At 68.8% G+C, this 13842-nt stretch carries 17 protein-coding genes; 3 read left to right on the top strand and 14 right to left on the bottom strand.

The window, feature by feature from the left end:
• The 11 genes from QZZ33_RS01795 to QZZ33_RS01845 all read right to left on the bottom strand — a co-directional run.
• Positions 1-1220, bottom strand: a 1220-nt coding sequence (locus QZZ33_RS01795; protein WP_291377762.1) for a Ni/Fe hydrogenase subunit alpha, incomplete at its 3' end; no start/stop codon positions are given.
• Positions 1217-2053: a hypothetical protein gene (locus tag QZZ33_RS01800; protein ID WP_291377763.1), complete on the bottom strand. Its 837-nt coding sequence runs from the start codon at positions 2051-2053 to the stop codon at positions 1217-1219. The genes QZZ33_RS01795 and QZZ33_RS01800, both read right to left, overlap by 4 nt.
• Positions 2053-2967: an FAD/NAD(P)-binding protein gene (locus tag QZZ33_RS01805; RefSeq protein ID WP_291377764.1), complete on the bottom strand. Its 915-nt coding sequence runs from the start codon at positions 2965-2967 to the stop codon at positions 2053-2055. The genes QZZ33_RS01800 and QZZ33_RS01805 overlap by 1 nt, the downstream gene beginning before the upstream one ends.
• A 12-nt stretch (positions 2968-2979) precedes the next feature.
• Complete coding sequence (locus QZZ33_RS01810; protein WP_291377765.1) at positions 2980-4155, bottom strand: 4Fe-4S dicluster domain-containing protein; 1176 nt, start codon at positions 4153-4155, stop codon at positions 2980-2982.
• Positions 4156-4327: 172 nt separating this feature from the next.
• Positions 4328-4699 (bottom strand): CrcB family protein, encoded by a 372-nt coding sequence (locus QZZ33_RS01815; RefSeq protein WP_291377766.1) that lies wholly within the window; start codon positions 4697-4699, stop codon positions 4328-4330.
• Positions 4696-5127, bottom strand: coding sequence for a CrcB family protein (locus QZZ33_RS01820; RefSeq protein ID WP_291377767.1), 432 nt, complete (start codon positions 5125-5127; stop codon positions 4696-4698). The genes QZZ33_RS01815 and QZZ33_RS01820 overlap by 4 nt, the downstream gene beginning before the upstream one ends.
• Positions 5124-5651 (bottom strand): universal stress protein, encoded by a 528-nt coding sequence (locus QZZ33_RS01825; RefSeq protein ID WP_291377768.1) that lies wholly within the window; start codon positions 5649-5651, stop codon positions 5124-5126. The genes QZZ33_RS01820 and QZZ33_RS01825 overlap by 4 nt, the downstream gene beginning before the upstream one ends.
• A 68-nt stretch (positions 5652-5719) precedes the next feature.
• Positions 5720-6730, bottom strand: a complete 1011-nt coding sequence (locus QZZ33_RS01830; RefSeq protein ID WP_291377769.1) for a hypothetical protein — start codon at positions 6728-6730, stop codon at positions 5720-5722.
• A gap of 102 nt (positions 6731-6832) precedes the next feature.
• Positions 6833-7225 carry a DUF4190 domain-containing protein gene (locus tag QZZ33_RS01835; RefSeq protein ID WP_291377770.1) on the bottom strand — a complete coding sequence of 131 codons (393 nt, stop codon included), beginning with the start codon at positions 7223-7225 and terminating at the stop codon, positions 6833-6835.
• A gap of 93 nt (positions 7226-7318) precedes the next feature.
• Positions 7319-7921 carry a hypothetical protein gene (locus tag QZZ33_RS01840; protein ID WP_291377771.1) on the bottom strand — a complete coding sequence of 201 codons (603 nt, stop codon included), beginning with the start codon at positions 7919-7921 and terminating at the stop codon, positions 7319-7321.
• A 102-nt stretch (positions 7922-8023) separates the two neighbouring features.
• Complete coding sequence (locus QZZ33_RS01845; protein ID WP_291377772.1) at positions 8024-9331, bottom strand: MFS transporter; 1308 nt, start codon at positions 9329-9331, stop codon at positions 8024-8026.
• 136 nt (positions 9332-9467) lie between these two features.
• Here QZZ33_RS01845 and QZZ33_RS01850 point away from each other — a divergent pair, with 136 nt between their 5' ends.
• Positions 9468-11426 carry a hypothetical protein gene (locus QZZ33_RS01850; RefSeq protein WP_291377773.1) on the top strand — a complete coding sequence of 653 codons (1959 nt, stop codon included), beginning with the start codon at positions 9468-9470 and terminating at the stop codon, positions 11424-11426.
• Here QZZ33_RS01850 and QZZ33_RS01855 read toward each other — a convergent pair.
• Complete coding sequence (locus QZZ33_RS01855; protein WP_291377774.1) at positions 11391-11774, bottom strand: DUF4190 domain-containing protein; 384 nt, start codon at positions 11772-11774, stop codon at positions 11391-11393. The genes QZZ33_RS01850 and QZZ33_RS01855 overlap by 36 nt on opposite strands.
• A 198-nt stretch (positions 11775-11972) precedes the next feature.
• On the opposite strand from QZZ33_RS01855, the gene QZZ33_RS01860 reads away from it, so the two are divergent.
• Entirely contained in the window at positions 11973-12302 is a 330-nt protein-coding gene (locus QZZ33_RS01860) for a hypothetical protein (protein WP_291377775.1), read from the top strand.
• 126 nt (positions 12303-12428) lie between these two features.
• On the opposite strand, the gene QZZ33_RS01865 is transcribed toward QZZ33_RS01860, so the two are convergent.
• On the bottom strand, positions 12429-12755 hold the full coding sequence (locus tag QZZ33_RS01865) for a toxin-antitoxin system HicB family antitoxin (protein WP_291377776.1): 327 nt from the start codon (positions 12753-12755) through the stop codon (positions 12429-12431).
• Entirely contained in the window at positions 12752-13012 is a 261-nt protein-coding gene (locus QZZ33_RS01870) for a toxin HicA (protein WP_291377777.1), read from the bottom strand. The genes QZZ33_RS01865 and QZZ33_RS01870 overlap by 4 nt, the downstream gene beginning before the upstream one ends.
• A 208-nt stretch (positions 13013-13220) precedes the next feature.
• Here QZZ33_RS01870 and QZZ33_RS01875 point away from each other — a divergent pair.
• Positions 13221-13842 (top strand): exonuclease domain-containing protein (locus QZZ33_RS01875; RefSeq protein WP_291377778.1); only part of this gene is annotated, 622 nt, incomplete at its 3' end.

The following is a 13842-nucleotide window of genomic DNA, read 5'->3' on the forward strand; positions in this document are numbered from 1 at the left end:
GTCAGCGTGTGGTCGTCGAGGTCCACCCACTGCTGCGCCGCGAGCCGCAGGTCCGACTCGATGCTCGACTGGTTTTGAGACGTGGGGGGCACGATCTGTGCGTCCTCGATCACGCCGTCGGCGTCGATCTTGTAGCGGTGCCAAATGGTGCCGCGGGGAGCCTCAGAGGCGCCGATGCCTTCCCCGGCCTTGGGCGGCACTGGCACGGAGGGTGCCGGGCCGTCGGTCCACTCGTCGATGATGCGCAGCGCCTCCTCGAAGGCGTAGGCGAGCTCCACGGTGCGGACGATGATCGACTTGAAGGGGTTGCGGCACGTCTCGCCCAGCCCGGCCTTGAGCGCGGCCTCTTGGCAGCGCGGGCTGAGCTGATCGAAGTTGAGGCTGTAGCGCGCGAGTGGGCCCACAAAGAAGGGCTCGCCGTCGAAGCGGGCGTGCAGGGCGTTGGAGTGCTCGACGTGGAACTCCTCGATGTGCTGAGGGATCTCGGCGATGGGGAAGCGCACTCCGGAGGTGGCGACCATCTCGGTGCCGCGCTCAAGCGGGTACCAGTCGGGGTGGCGCAGCGAGACGTAGTTGTACTCCTGCTCCATCTCCGGGAAGTCGAAGGTCGACACCAATTGGACGGCCGCGAGGGCATCCTCGAGACCCCGCTCCAGGTCGGGGCGCAGCCTCTCCAGTTCGGTGACGGTGGGCATGCGGTAGAAGCCGCCCACCTTGACGTTGACGGGGTGGATGGCGCGGCCGCCCACCAGTTCCATGACGTCGTTGCCAGCCTTCTTGAGGCGCAGCGCCATGTTGACCACGTCGGCGTGGTCCTTGGCCATCTCCAGCACTGACTCGAAGCCCAAGAAGTCGGGCGCGTGCAGCATGAAGATGTGCAAGGCGTGGGACTCGATCCACTCGCCGCAATACAGCAACCGGCGCATCAGCTGGATCTCGGCGGTGGTGGTGACGCCGCAGATAACCTCCATGGCCTCGGTGGACGCGCTTTGGTATGCGACGGGGCAGATGCCGCAGATCCTGGCCGTGATGTCCGGCGGCTCGGTGTACTTGCGGCCGCGCAGGAACCCTTCGTAGAAGCGCGGCGGTTCAAAGATGTTGAGCTTGACCGAGACCACCTGGCGGTCCTTGATCTCGATGTGCATGCCGCCTTCACCCTCGACGCGGGCGAGCATGCCCACGTTCAGCACTTGGCCTCCGTCCTTCAGCTGGTGGGTCATGACGCACCTCCCGCGGCCACCTTGTTGCTGGCCGCCTCGAACTCTGGGGCGCCGGCATTGAACGTGCGATACACGCGCACGATGTCGTCGTTGCTCATGCCCAACTCAGCCAGTTGGCGGGTGAGCGAGTCGGTATTGGCGCTGTCTTGAGGGCCAAAGCAGCCGTAGCAGCCGCGGCCGTAGGTGGGGCAGAGGGCGCCGCAGCCAGCCTGCGTGACGGGGCCAAGGCACGGCGTACCGTGCGCGACCGGCACGCACACGTTGCCCTTGAGCTTGCACTCCACGCACACGGAGTAGGTGGGGATGCGTGGCTTGCGGCCGTTGAGGAACGCCGCAAGCACCTCGACAAGTTGGCCCTTGTCTACTGGGCAGCCGCGCAGTTCGTAGTCGACGTCAACGTGGCTCGCGATGGGGGTGGAGGTGTCGAGCGTTGACAGGTATTCGGGGTGGGCGTAAACGATCGACCGGAACTCGTCCACGTCCGCCCAGTTGCGCAGCGCCTGGATGCCACCCGCCGTGGCGCACGCGCCAATGGTGACCAGGGTGCCTGATTGGGCCCTGATCTCGTGGATGCGTTCCACGTCTTCCGGAGTGGTGATGCTGCCCTCCACGAGCGACAGCTCGTACGGGCCCTCGACCACGGCGCGGGTGGCCTCTGGGAAGTACGCGATGTGCACGGCCTCCGCGATGCTGAGCAGCTCGTCCTCGCAGTTCAGGATGGTGAGCTGGCAGCCGTCGCAACTGGCGAACTTCCACACGGCCAACTTGGGGCGGGCGGGTGTGTCGGCCCCGGCCGACGCGTCGGCGTGGGTGTGGGTGGCGGCGTCTGTCATCACAACTCCCTGACGTTCATGAGTGGCTCCAGGCGGGCATAGTCGAGCACCGGTCCGTCCACGCAGATGAACAGCTCGCGCAGTTGGCAGTGGCCGCACAGCCCGATGCCGCACTTCATGGATCGCTCCATCGACAGGCGGATGTGCGAGGCCGGCACGCCGCGGCCGGTGAGCGAGGACGCTGCCGGGCGCATCATCGCCTCCGGTCCGCACACGAACGCCCAGGCGCTGCGGGGGTCAAAGCCGGCGCGGGCGATCAACTCGGTGACGTACCCCACCCTGCCCTTGTAGCCGTACGGCGCGTTGTCCACTGTGCGTTGCACGTTGACGTCGTTGAGGTCCGCCCACCGGCGCATCTGGGCGCCGTACAGGATGTCGTCCGGGGTGCGCGAGCCGTACAGCAGCAGCACCTTGCCGTAGCGCTCGCGTTCGGCGAGCACGTCGAGGATCGCGGGTCGCAGCGGCGCCAGCCCGATGCCGCCGGTCACAAAGACGACGTCGTTGCCCACGGCGTCGGCGACATCCCAGGTGGTGCCAAAGGGACCGCGGACGCCCACTTGGGTTCCGGGCGGGGCGTTGACAAGGGCGCGCGTGACGGCGCCGACGTTGCGGATGGTGTGCTCGAGTGGCGCCGGGTTGCCATCATCGTCGAGGCCTCGCGGGTCGCCCGAGATGGAGATGGGCACCTCTCCCACGCCAAAGGCGTGCAGCATCGTGAATTGCCCGGCGCGGAACGTCAGCGGGGGACCGTCGACAGGCTCGAGCAGCAAGGTGAAGGTGTCACGCGTGTCTTCGCGCACCTTGGTGATGGCGTAGCGGCGAGGGACCATGGGGTCCGGACTGTCCGTGCCTGGTGCGCTGTCAGTCACCCGTGCGCTATCGGTGATCCCTGCGTCGACCGGTGCCGTGGTCATTGCTGGCCCCCCTTACGTGGATGCCGCGCTTGCTGTGGAGCCGAGGCCACTCATGCGGCCAAGGGCGGCAGCCTCCTCCGTGATGTCGATGCCCGCGGGGCACCAGGTGATGCAGCGGCCGCAACCGACGCAGCCGAGCATGCCGAACTGGTCCTCCCAAGAGGACAGCTTGTGGGTGATCCACTGGCGGTAGCGGGCCTTGAGGGACTCGCGGGTGGGGCCGCCGTGGATGTAGCTGAAGTTGGCCGAGAAGCACGAGTCCCACACGCGGTGGCGTTCGGCGTTCTCGCCTGCCAGGTCGGAGACGTCCGACATGGTGGTGCAGAAGCACGTGGGGCACACCATGGTGCAGTTGGTGCAGCCGAGGCAGCGGTTGGCGACGTCTTCCCAGCGGCTGCTTTCCGCCGACGCGCGGAGCACGTCGTGGACAGTGTTGCGGTCGATGGCGCGGGTTTGGCTGGCGGCGGCCGCGTTGGTGATGTCGATCGCCTGCGCCTGGTCCTTCGCCGTGCCCTTGGAGGCCGCGACGGCGTCGGCGATGTCGCGCCCGGCGTCGGTGCCCACCTCCGCGACAAAGTGGTGGGTGTCCCCGTCGATCACCTCGGTGAGCAGCAGATCGTAGGACGGTTGGCCTGTTTGAGGGTCGGTGGCGGCTGGTCGCGGGCCGGTGCCCATGGAGGCGCAGAAGCACGTGGCGGCTGGCACGCCGCACGCGACGGCGATGACCAGGGTGCCGTCGCGCCGTGCCGTGTAGTGGACGTCCTTGAACTGGCGGTGCGCGAGCACCTGGTCGTGGATCTGGACGGCGCGCAGGTCGCAACTGCGCACCCCCAACAGAGCCACGGGCGAGGCGTTGGCGGTGTCCCGCTCGGCGGTGAAGTGGCCGCCCTGATCGTGGTCTCTCTTGCCGCGCCACACCACCTCTTCTGAGGGGAAGAACACCGGCTTGGTGGACTGCGCGGGGGCGGCGAAGCCAAAGTAGGCGTCGTCGTCGCGTTGGCGGGTGCGGTAGGTGGCGGCTTCTTGTATGTCGCCGATGCCGCGCGGGAGGTCTGAGGCCGAGCGGATGTCTCCCGTGACGATGGTCTCGTCCCGGAGCGTCGGCCCCACGACTCGGAACCCGCGCTCTCGCAACTCGGCGATGAGCGTGTCGAGATCCGATGGAGCAAGAATGCGGATGTCGTCCATGACGCGCCTCCCTTTTTTGACGTTAGACCCGCGGAAAGGTCGTGAAAGGGCCGAAGGTCCCGCGGAGTCGGCGCGGGTTTGTCCTGATATGGCGTAGTTTTCAAGCGCGGGACGATGGTCCCTCCACCAGGCGAGAGGGCCGCCTCGCCCGGCGGTCGGTGGGGTAGGCGCCTCAGAAGAGGACGGAGGCCAGTGCGTAGCCCACGGCGGCGGCCGCCACCGTCAGCACTCCAGTGCCAAGGGCGTTGATTACTGCCCTGCGGTAGTCGCCGCCCTGAACAAAGCGCACGGTCTCCGCCATCGCGGTGGAGAAGGTGGTGTAACCGCCACAGAAGCCGATGGCGGCCGCGTCCAGCACGTCGCCTCCCCACCCTCCGGCGTGAGAGGCCCCGGCGAGGAAGCCCAGCAACAGCGACCCGCTGATGTTGATGGTCAGCGTGCCGAGCGGGAGCGCGGTGGACCACCGGGCGCGGATCAGCCCATCCACCACAAAGCGGGCGGCAGCCCCTGCCCCGCCAAAGACGGCGATGAGCGTGATGATCACCGGTAGTCCCTCCCGAGTCGCCAGCGATGGTGGCGGCTGGCGAGGATGACCCCAGCCAGGCAGGTGACAAAGCCGCCGACGAGCGAGGCCGCGAAGTAGCCGATCGCCACCCCTCCCGCTCCGGTGGCGAGCAGACGCTCCACTTCGAGCGCGAACGCGGAGAACGTGGTGAAGCCGCCCAGCACGCCGGTGCCGAGCCCCAGCCGGAGCATGCGCCTGCCGGGGGTCTCGTCGCCCGAGCGCACCAGAGCCTCGAGCAGCAACCCGAGCAGGAACGCGCCCACCAGGTTCTCCACCAGGGTCGCCACTGGCCAGCCGCCCCGCGACGGCAGGTTCTCCGTCAGCGCCCACCTGGCCAGCGTGCCCACTGCTCCACCGAGGGCAACCAGCACGATCAATCCGGGGTGCAGGTGGGGCGTGCGACTCAAGGGCGCTCCTCCTTGTGGCCGTCTTCTGGCCGGGGGATCAAGACGACGGGACGATGCTGGTGGTGCGCCAGGCGCACCGCGACGGACCCGTCAATCTTCTCAATAGCCCAGTGTCCGAACCCCGCCTGCCGGGTGCCGATGGCAATGGCGACCGCGTCTAGATCCTCTGCGGACTCGTGCAACGCCCGCGCAGGGGCGCCGCTCGCGTAGTGGAACCGCCACGGCGTGGGGACGCCGACGAGGGCTTCCTCTAGCCGAGCGAAAAGCTGTTCTTCATCCGTCGGGACGTCCGCGTCGTCCACAGCATCGGGGTCCATCGGTATGGTCGCGATCGACCCGTCCGGGTGGACGTTGACGATGATGTTGCGGGGGTCCGCCCACACGCACACGAGCGAGGCGCTCAGGCTGTCGGCCAGTGCCGCGGCGCTCCTGACCACGTCCGGATCTTGCGTGGGCAGCACCCCGAAGACCAGGGTTGCGGCTCTGGGGTCCCCATGCCAGGGCCTTGCCGGAACGATGCTCATGATCGCCACCTTCTGTCCAAGGGCGCCCGCAGGTGACCTCTGCGCAGTTGACCATCCTAGACCCGCGACTAGGTGGGCGTTGGGGCGTCGGCGTCGGCGTCGTCGGCGTCGGCCGTGCGTGCCCTGCCCTTGCGCTTGAGGCGTGACCCGACCGCGCCGCCCACCGTGCCTGCCGCGCCGCTCACCGTGTCCCACACGCCCCCGCCAATTCCCGAGGCGCTACTGGCCGCGGACTGCAACGCCTTCACCGCGCGCGACGGTTGGGCGGCCTCCGGGGAAGCCCCCGCCCCAGGCTCCGGCTTGCGGAACTCCAGCAGCGCCGCAGGGAACACCGTCGGCGTGGTGGGGAAGGCGAGGCGAGCGGCCTTGACCACGTCGCGCCCAAACGTGAAGCTGCCGACGCCGCCCACCACGGCTCCCAGGCCGAACGGGATCGCCTTGCCGAGCGTCCTGACGCCCACCTTGCCGCTCGCCTTCAGGGCCTCACGCGCCATGACGGTCGCCAGCGGCGCGAGCGCCGAGTCGGGCAGTTGCTGGGTGAGCACCTCGCCCCACCCCTTGGGCAGCGCCCTGCCCACGGTGCCGTGCGCGACGGCGCGGGCCCGGTTGACGCCCCCAGCGCCGGCGGCCTCAAGCACCAGCTTGGTGACCTTGCTTTGCGACTTCTGGCCCAGCAGCATCCCGAACACGAGCGGCCTGGCACGTTCCGCATCGTGCACCTCGATGCCGTGCAACTCCGTGGCGGCCAGCACGTAAAGGGCGCTGGTCTCGTAGAAGAACAGCAGGTCGCCGACGCCCAGGCCAAGGGCCAGTGGGATGCCGACGGCGGGGATGGCGGCCGACGCGCCGACGCCGGTGCTGGTGACGGTCACCGTGGTGACGTAGCGCCGATCGAGTTCCTTGAGAATCTCTGCGGGAGTGGCGTCCGGCTTGTCGCGGCGCAGTGACTTGAGGTACTCGATGACCACGGGCCGCTGGATGGAAATGGCCTGGTAGATGCGGGCCTGGAAGTCCTCAGATCTGGTGAGCTCTGTCGCTTGGGCGACCACCGCGTCGGGCGCCTGCTTGTTCTTGGTCATGGGATCTCCGATCGGAGCCGCGTGGCTGGGTCTGGCACCGTGAGGTGGCTACTCCTCAGACTACGCGGGGCTGATGCGGCGATGCCGCGGGCAACCGACCGTCTAGATCAGGAACAAGAACACCCACTTGAATAGCAGCGAGAAGATCACGGCGAGGATGGCGCAGACCAGACCAGCTGTGGCGGGCCCGCGGCCCACCGCTCCATAGCCTTGGCGCTCGAATTGCGTGGCGTTCTTGAGGCCGATCGACGCGAAGACAATGCCGAGAATCGAGGGGATGAGCAGCGTGTTGATGAAGATCGCGACGATGCCGAGCACCAGGCCCGCGGTCGCGGCGCCGTTGGAGATGGTCGAGGCGGCGGGGGCGGCATACGCCTGGTAGGGGTAGGCCGTGGGAGCCTGAAACGTGGGCGGCATTGGCGGCGCCGTCGCCTGGAAGGTGGGCGGCAGTGGCGGCGCGGGCAGGCGTGGCGGCTCTAGTTGTGGATCGGACATGTGTACCCCTCAGTAGTCACTGTCATGGTCCGCCGAACGTAGCATCCTGATGCTCTGCCAGCCCGGGACCCGCGACGACTGACCCGGGAACAGCTACGCGGCGAGACGCAGCCGAGTGTGCCGGGGGACTGTGCCCAAGACCGTGCGCGGGTTGGCGTGAACGGGCGCCAATACGGGCGCCTCGCGCGCGGCCGTCGCATTGCCAACCGTCGCATTGCCGACCGTCGCGGCGGCGCCCAGCACCGCGCGCGGGCGGTCCAGCCACATGACGCGCGCAGCGGTGGCGGTGAGCGCGTGGGAGGTCTGGTAGGGCAGGCACGCGACGGTGGTGGGGACGCCGGCGTCGGCGAGCGCGCGGACCGACCTGCTGAAGAGGTGAGACCCGCTGGCGATCACCACCTCGCTGTAGCGGCTCGCGATGAAGCCGGCGTCCTCGAGTGCGTGGCACAGCGCCAGGTCCGCGCCGTGGCGGCCTGCCCGCACTACAAGGCGTGCAGAGGGCGCGAGTGCCTTGACGGTGAACGCCCAGTCGGGAGCGACCGCGATCACCAGATGGTCCGTGTCCCGGCGGAAGCCCACGGCGTCCAGCGACTCGGAGATGGCGAACTCCCAACACGCCTCGCTCGCCTTGCCCGGGTGACAGCCGAGGAGGTTCTGCGCATCCACGGCGATGAGGCGGCGACGTGTCGACGGCATGGCGGTCACCCTTCGTTGGGCTTCACCCGAGACTGGGGCCGCGGGCGATGTGTAACGAAACGATAACAAACGGATAACGGGAGCGCAACGACCGCACGCGACCTACCCGCGCCCGGCCTCCGGCAGTCCCCTGCCCACCACGGCCCCTGCGACGCCCAACGCGGCAAGCAGGAGCAGCGCGAACTCGCTGCCCAGCACCGCTAGCGCTGCGGTGAGCGCGCCGACGGCCAGCAGCAGCACTCCCATCATCGTGTTGGCCACCGCCACGTACTGAGTGCGCTGGTCGCCCTCGGCGATGTCCACCACGTAGGTCTTGCGAGCCAGCCGGGTACCCACGTGGACCAGGGCGAGCAGCAGGTAGGTGGCGGGAGCGAGCCAGAACGTGTCGGCGACGCTGGGGAACCTCAGCAGGCCCAGGAACGCCACGATCACGGAGGAGGCCGCGAGGGCGGCGCCGATCATGAGGCGCCGGGAGGACTTGTCCGCCAGCCGGCCGAACACGCGCCCGCCCACCAAGCCCGCCACGCCCTGTGCCATCACGAACAGGCCCAGGGAGGACAGCCCCGACTGGCCCTGCTGGATGCCGAGGCCCACCACGAACGGGGGGCTGAGGGCCGAGACAAGCAACAGGGCCCGCGCCACGACAAAGCGCCTGAACACCGAGTCGTCCCGCCACAGGTCCCTGGACTGGGCGACCCACCCAGGCTGGCCAGCGTCGGCGTCGGCCGCCTGGACCTCCCCGGCGGGCTCCCGAATGGAAGCGAAAATCACGGCCGCCACCGCCCACGCGAGAGCCGCGGCGCCCAGTAGCGCGGCCAACACGCCTGCCCCCAGGCTGTCGCCGCCCCACACGCGCAGGGCCAGACCGAGCGTCAGCGCCACGGCGGACGATGCCACGGTGGTCACGCCCTTGATCTGCCCCCGCTGCCCCTTGGGCACGGTGCGGCCCAACACGTCCTTGCCCGCGAGCGAGCTGAGCGACCGGGCAAGCGCGAACACCGCCAGGGACGCCAGCACGCCCACACCGGCGATCCATCCCGACGCGGTGGCGGCCACGAGCGCCAGCCCTGCCGTCGCCAGCGCCTGACCGGTAGCGCCCGCCACCCATATCCACTTGCGCTCGCGCCGGGTGCGCACCCGCGGGGCCCACGCGGCCTGCGGAAGCATCGACCCTGACTCGCGGATGGGCACCAGGAAGGCGACGAACGCCCCCGGTGCGCCGAGTGCGCTCAGCAGCCACGGCAGCACGGTCTTGGCGTTGACCACCTGGTCGCCCACGGACTGCAGGGTCTCGGCGGTCATCTGGCGCAGCCCGTTGAAGGGCACATGAGGCCGGGCCTGCTCGCTGATACTGCCGTTGGCTGACTCGTCGCCGGGGATGAGTCGTTGGTAGAGCGATCGGGAGGTCACGGATTCATTATGGCGAGGTCAGTGCGGCCGATGGTGGGGTTGGGGGACACACGCCGCCGACGCTGCGCAGGTGCCCGGTGGAGGATTGCTCGGCAGCGTAGGTGACGGCGTGGTGGACTCGCGGTAGTTTGCGTTTATGGGGGACTCGCAATTTCGTGCGGCGCTGAGGTGGCTTGCGCATCCGGTGTCGCTGGCTGCTATCGGCGTGATGGCGCTCAACGACCATGTGCTCAAGGCCGCGTATGGCACCTGGTGGACCGGCAAGTTGTCCGATGTTGCGGGCCTGGTGTTCTTCCCGGCGCTCGTGGCGGTGGTGCTGGCCGCAGTGGCCCGGGTGCTCGACAGGGATCGCGTGCGTGGGCTCGACATGGCCGCGGTCGGAATCACGGCCGTGGGGTTTGTGTGGGTCAAGGCGACGTGGGCGGGAGCCGCTACAGCGTCGGCCGTGCTCAGTGCGATCGCTGGCCCCAGCGTCGTCCGCGCCGACGCGACCGACCTGTTGGCCCTGCCCGCCCTGGGCCTCGCGGCGTGGGTCGCGGGGCGCTCGCGAACCGACGGTAGGACGCGTCGCGCTCGGCTCAAGAAGGCGGTGACCGTCGCCGTGGCGCCGCTCGCGCTGCTGGCGTCGGTCGCGACGGGCGTCTCCGAGGACTCGCACGCGCGCATCGTGACGGACGATGCGGGCAACTGGCGCGGGCAAGTGAAGGACGCCTATAACTACGGCGGCGACGCGTACTACACGCGGACCGGCGCGGGGTGGGAGTTGTACTTCGAAGACGACGCGATCGCTCCGCCCACCGACGGGCTGGAACCACCGGTGCTCCCCGACCGCGAGCAGTCCGAGGACTGTGTCCCCTCCGATCCGGCTGTGTGCTTTCGCGCCATGACGGGGACGACGGGCGTGGAGCGCAGCGCCGATGGTGGTGCCACCTGGCGCGTCGACTGGGAGTTGTCGCCAGAGGATGTGGCGACCCTCGAGCGCGCCTATGGCACCCGGGCCCAGGAGTTCGAAACGCGCGGCGTGGGCGTGGCCGAGGTGACCGATGGCTACGTGGTCGTCGCGGGCAACGGGACCGATGGCTTTGCGGTGCGGGGCGTCGATGGCGAGTGGGAGCGCGTCGGCTTTGTGGGCATGGAATGCTGCGACTGGCTCAAGACGGCCGATTTTGACACCGTGGACCAGCTACCCCCGGTGCACGCCTACCCCGTGGGCTTCCCGATGGGAGTGGGACTGGCGACGCTCGCGTTGCCGTTCCTGGCAGCGGCCCTGCGGTGGGGCCGGCGCTCGCGTATCCACCCGGCGGCGTCGTTCGGAGCGGGGGTCGCCTACGTCTTCGGCGCCTTCTTCGGGGTGTCAGTGCTGCTCATCAACTCGACGTACGCGCCGTTGACCCGCGCCTCGCCGGGCCTCGACATGTACATGCTCGCCCCACTGGGCGGGTTGGCCATGGCGGGGGTGATGGTCGCGATGGCCGCGTGGGGGCTGTTCAGGCGCGGCGCGGTTCTCGTGACGCTTGGCGGGTGGTTCGCAGGTGCCGTGGTGACCGGCATTGCGGTCGGTATGGCGGAGATCTTCGGCGTGCACGGTGTGCGGGCTCAGGTGGGTGTGGGTGTGGGCGCGCTCGCGCTGTTGTACGCGGTGTACGTGCCGGTGGTGAGACTGGTGGCGGCGTGGTGGCGTTCGCAGGCCGTGCCCCAGTGGACCCGGCTCGACGCGATGCTGCTGTGGGGCATCGGCCCGGGAAGCGCGCCGACGCCGTTGCCGCAGGTTCTTGCGCAGGCGGGGTTTCCTGCGGGCCAGTACCCCAGCCGCGAACAACTCGAGGTGAGCCTGGGGCGGCTCGCGGCCTCCGGCGTCGTGAAGATCAGCAACTTCGTGTGGTTCAGGGGCTCCGCCGAGGGGAAGGGTCTGGTGCGACACGCGGCGCGTCGAGGCGGCCCGGAGAACGCGCCGGACGTCCTGCTGAAGGCGATGCTGAGTGTGCCGTGCAGGGACGGGCGGGCGCGCATCAGCGATGAGTTGTACGACCTGGCGGTCGGGTCGGACGCGGTGGCGCCCCTAGAACAGGAAGAAGAAGACCCACTTGAACAGTAGCGAGATCATGGTGCCGACGATCCCGCAGACCAGACCAGTGACAGCGGCGCCGCGACCACGGGGTCCATAGCCGACGGACTGAAAGCGGTCCGCATTGCGCAGACCTAGGAACGAGAACACGATCGCCAGCATGCCGACGATCAAGAACGTGTTGATGAGCAGCGACACGAGCCCCAAGATCATGCCCGCAGTGGCCTGGCCGTTCGCGAGGTTGGGCTCGGGCAGCGCGGCGTACAGAGGCTCGGAGTGGTTGGTCTGCTGGGGGTGGAGCCCGTGGCGCGAGGCTCCGGGGGCCGGGACTGGGGGAGGCTGGTCGGCGCCGGCCGGCGGGTGCGGAATGTCGGGCATCGGGGTCCCTCGGTCGTGGGGCGGGGTGTGGGGGTCAAGGTATCAGCGGGCAAGGCCCCAGCCGACAAGGCCCTCGGCTTCGAGACTCGCGCGGGTCCACGTGGTGGTGGGGTTCATGGTGTCCCCGCTCGTGTCGCCGTCACCGGGTTCACGCGCCCGATGCTAGCGTCCAAATATCGACTTCTTGAGGGGGCTTTCATGGCACGATCCACGCACGACAAGGCCAGGGCGACGGACGGTATGCACTCCGCGCTGTACTTCTGGTACTTCCTCACAGTGCTGGTTGCTGGCCTTGCTGGCGGATTCATCTTTGGTAGGCAATGGGCCGGGCCGATGTGGAGCCTCGAAAGCTTCGGGTGGAAAGGGTTCGCGGGCTTCGCGATCGCCGCGGCCGTCATGGGCGTGCCCGTGATGGTGTTCTTCTCCCTAGGCGAGCGGATCCTGCACGAGGTGATGGACATCAACGATGCAGCGCACCGGGCAGAGCCGCCGCCAGGCGCGGCCCCAGGACTGCCGTTCCAGGGTTAGACATGGCAGGCTTCGCCGTCATCGACCTGGAGACCACCGGGTTCGCCTACAACAGCGCGTTCGACACCGCCTTCCTGATCGCCGAGTAGGCGCGGCCGATCAGGGGTGCCGCTGACATTGCGCGCTCTATCGCGCGGCGAGGGTGTCGCTCACGAGCCGGTTCATGGAGACACCTGACTGCGCGGCCTTGATCGCGAGCTGGCGATGGCGGGCAGGCGTGAGGCGCACCACGAACTTCCCGGAGTAGTCGCGGTCCGCAAGCGAGTCGGGCGGCGTCGAGCCTTCGGCGACCATCTGCGCTACAACGTCGTCCACGAGGCGTCGGATGCCCGCGAAGGCCGTTTGCTCGTCGGCGTCGAGCCATGACAGCGAGGGAAACTCCGCGACGGTCCCGACGTACTCGCCATCCTCGGGAGACCAGGAGACTTGGTAGGTGTAGTGGTTCGTGCTCATTGCGGCTCTCCTCTCTCCCTCTTGAGTCGCTCAAGTGCGGCCAACACCTGACGGACCTGATACGGCTTGGCCTGCCCGTTTCTGTTCTGGATGTTCACCCTTGGGTCACCCGCCCAGGGGGTGCGGTACACCTCGTGTGAGCCGGAGCCTCCGACCGGATCACCGAAGAAGTGCCGACACACAGATGCGAGATTGTCGAACGGCACGGATGCGGGCGCTCGCCGCATCTGCTCCACTCTCTTCTCAATCTTGCTCATGGCGATAGTACTACTAGTGGTACCGGCTTGGAAGAAGGTCGGCGATGCCCGACCTCGGTGTTCGTCACGGCGGTCCCCCTCTGCAGGCCTATCGGCTCGTGTGTCTACCCTCTCGCCGCCGACTGACACCGCGCCAAGTGCCGGGGCACGATCTGTGGACAGCCCCAACCCCCGCGCTAGTCTCGAAACAACTGAGGGAGGGGACCCCATGACAGGCTTCGCCGTCATCGACCTGGAGACCACCGGGTTTGCCTACAACGGCGCGGACCGCATCTGCGAGGTCGGCGTCGTCCTCCTCGACAGAGAAGGAAACCGCGAGCACTCCTGGACCACCCTCATCAACCCCCAAAGAGACCTGGGCGCGCAGCATGTCCACCACATCGACGCGACCGACGCCCGCGTCGCGCCCCGGTTTGAGGACGTCGTGGGTGACCTCACCGAGCTGCTGGCCGGGCGGGTGCTCGCCGCGCACAACAGTGCGTTCGACACCGCCTTTCTGATCGCCGAGTATGCGCGCGCCGGGTGGCCGCTCGCACTCACCCGCGAGGAGACGCTGTGCACCATGCGCCTGGCCCGCGCCTACGGTGCGCCCGCCAAGCTGGGCGAGTGTTGCGCGCACTTTGGGGTGCCCCTCACGGAGGCCCACGCGGCCCTCGCCGACGCTGAGTCAGCGGCCGGTTTGCTCGCCGCCTACATCGCGGCTTCGGGGTCGCGGCGCGAGTGGGATGGGTGGCTTGCGTTGGGCGAGTCGCTGCGGTGGCCTGCGCCGCCGCCACGTGGGGTGGCGCCGGTGCTCAGGGGCACGACGCGTCCCGGCAGTGCCGTACTGG

Origin of the sequence: Demequina sp. (assembly GCF_016278775.1) — a bacterium.
Lineage (GTDB): Bacteria > Actinomycetota > Actinomycetes > Actinomycetales > Demequinaceae > Demequina.

What these genes read in the sequence shown, in the direction of transcription:
- QZZ33_RS01800 (WP_291377763.1), bottom strand. Translation starts at nt 2,053, where the DNA reads ATGACAGACGCCGCCACCCACACCCACGCCGACGCGTCGGCCGGGGCC.
- QZZ33_RS01805 (WP_291377764.1), bottom strand. Translation starts at nt 2,967, where the DNA reads ATGACCACGGCACCGGTCGACGCAGGGATCACCGATAGCGCACGGGTG.
- QZZ33_RS01810 (WP_291377765.1), bottom strand. Translation starts at nt 4,155, where the DNA reads ATGGACGACATCCGCATTCTTGCTCCATCGGATCTCGACACGCTCATC.
- QZZ33_RS01825 (WP_291377768.1), bottom strand. Translation starts at nt 5,651, where the DNA reads ATGAGCATCGTTCCGGCAAGGCCCTGGCATGGGGACCCCAGAGCCGCA.
- QZZ33_RS01830 (WP_291377769.1), bottom strand. Translation starts at nt 6,730, where the DNA reads ATGACCAAGAACAAGCAGGCGCCCGACGCGGTGGTCGCCCAAGCGACA.
- QZZ33_RS01835 (WP_291377770.1), bottom strand. Translation starts at nt 7,225, where the DNA reads ATGTCCGATCCACAACTAGAGCCGCCACGCCTGCCCGCGCCGCCACTG.
- QZZ33_RS01840 (WP_291377771.1), bottom strand. Translation starts at nt 7,921, where the DNA reads ATGCCGTCGACACGTCGCCGCCTCATCGCCGTGGATGCGCAGAACCTC.
- QZZ33_RS01850 (WP_291377773.1), top strand. Translation starts at nt 9,468, where the DNA reads ATGGGGGACTCGCAATTTCGTGCGGCGCTGAGGTGGCTTGCGCATCCG.
- QZZ33_RS01855 (WP_291377774.1), bottom strand. Translation starts at nt 11,774, where the DNA reads ATGCCCGACATTCCGCACCCGCCGGCCGGCGCCGACCAGCCTCCCCCA.
- QZZ33_RS01860 (WP_291377775.1), top strand. Translation starts at nt 11,973, where the DNA reads ATGGCACGATCCACGCACGACAAGGCCAGGGCGACGGACGGTATGCAC.
- QZZ33_RS01865 (WP_291377776.1), bottom strand. Translation starts at nt 12,755, where the DNA reads ATGAGCACGAACCACTACACCTACCAAGTCTCCTGGTCTCCCGAGGAT.
- QZZ33_RS01870 (WP_291377777.1), bottom strand. Translation starts at nt 13,012, where the DNA reads ATGAGCAAGATTGAGAAGAGAGTGGAGCAGATGCGGCGAGCGCCCGCA.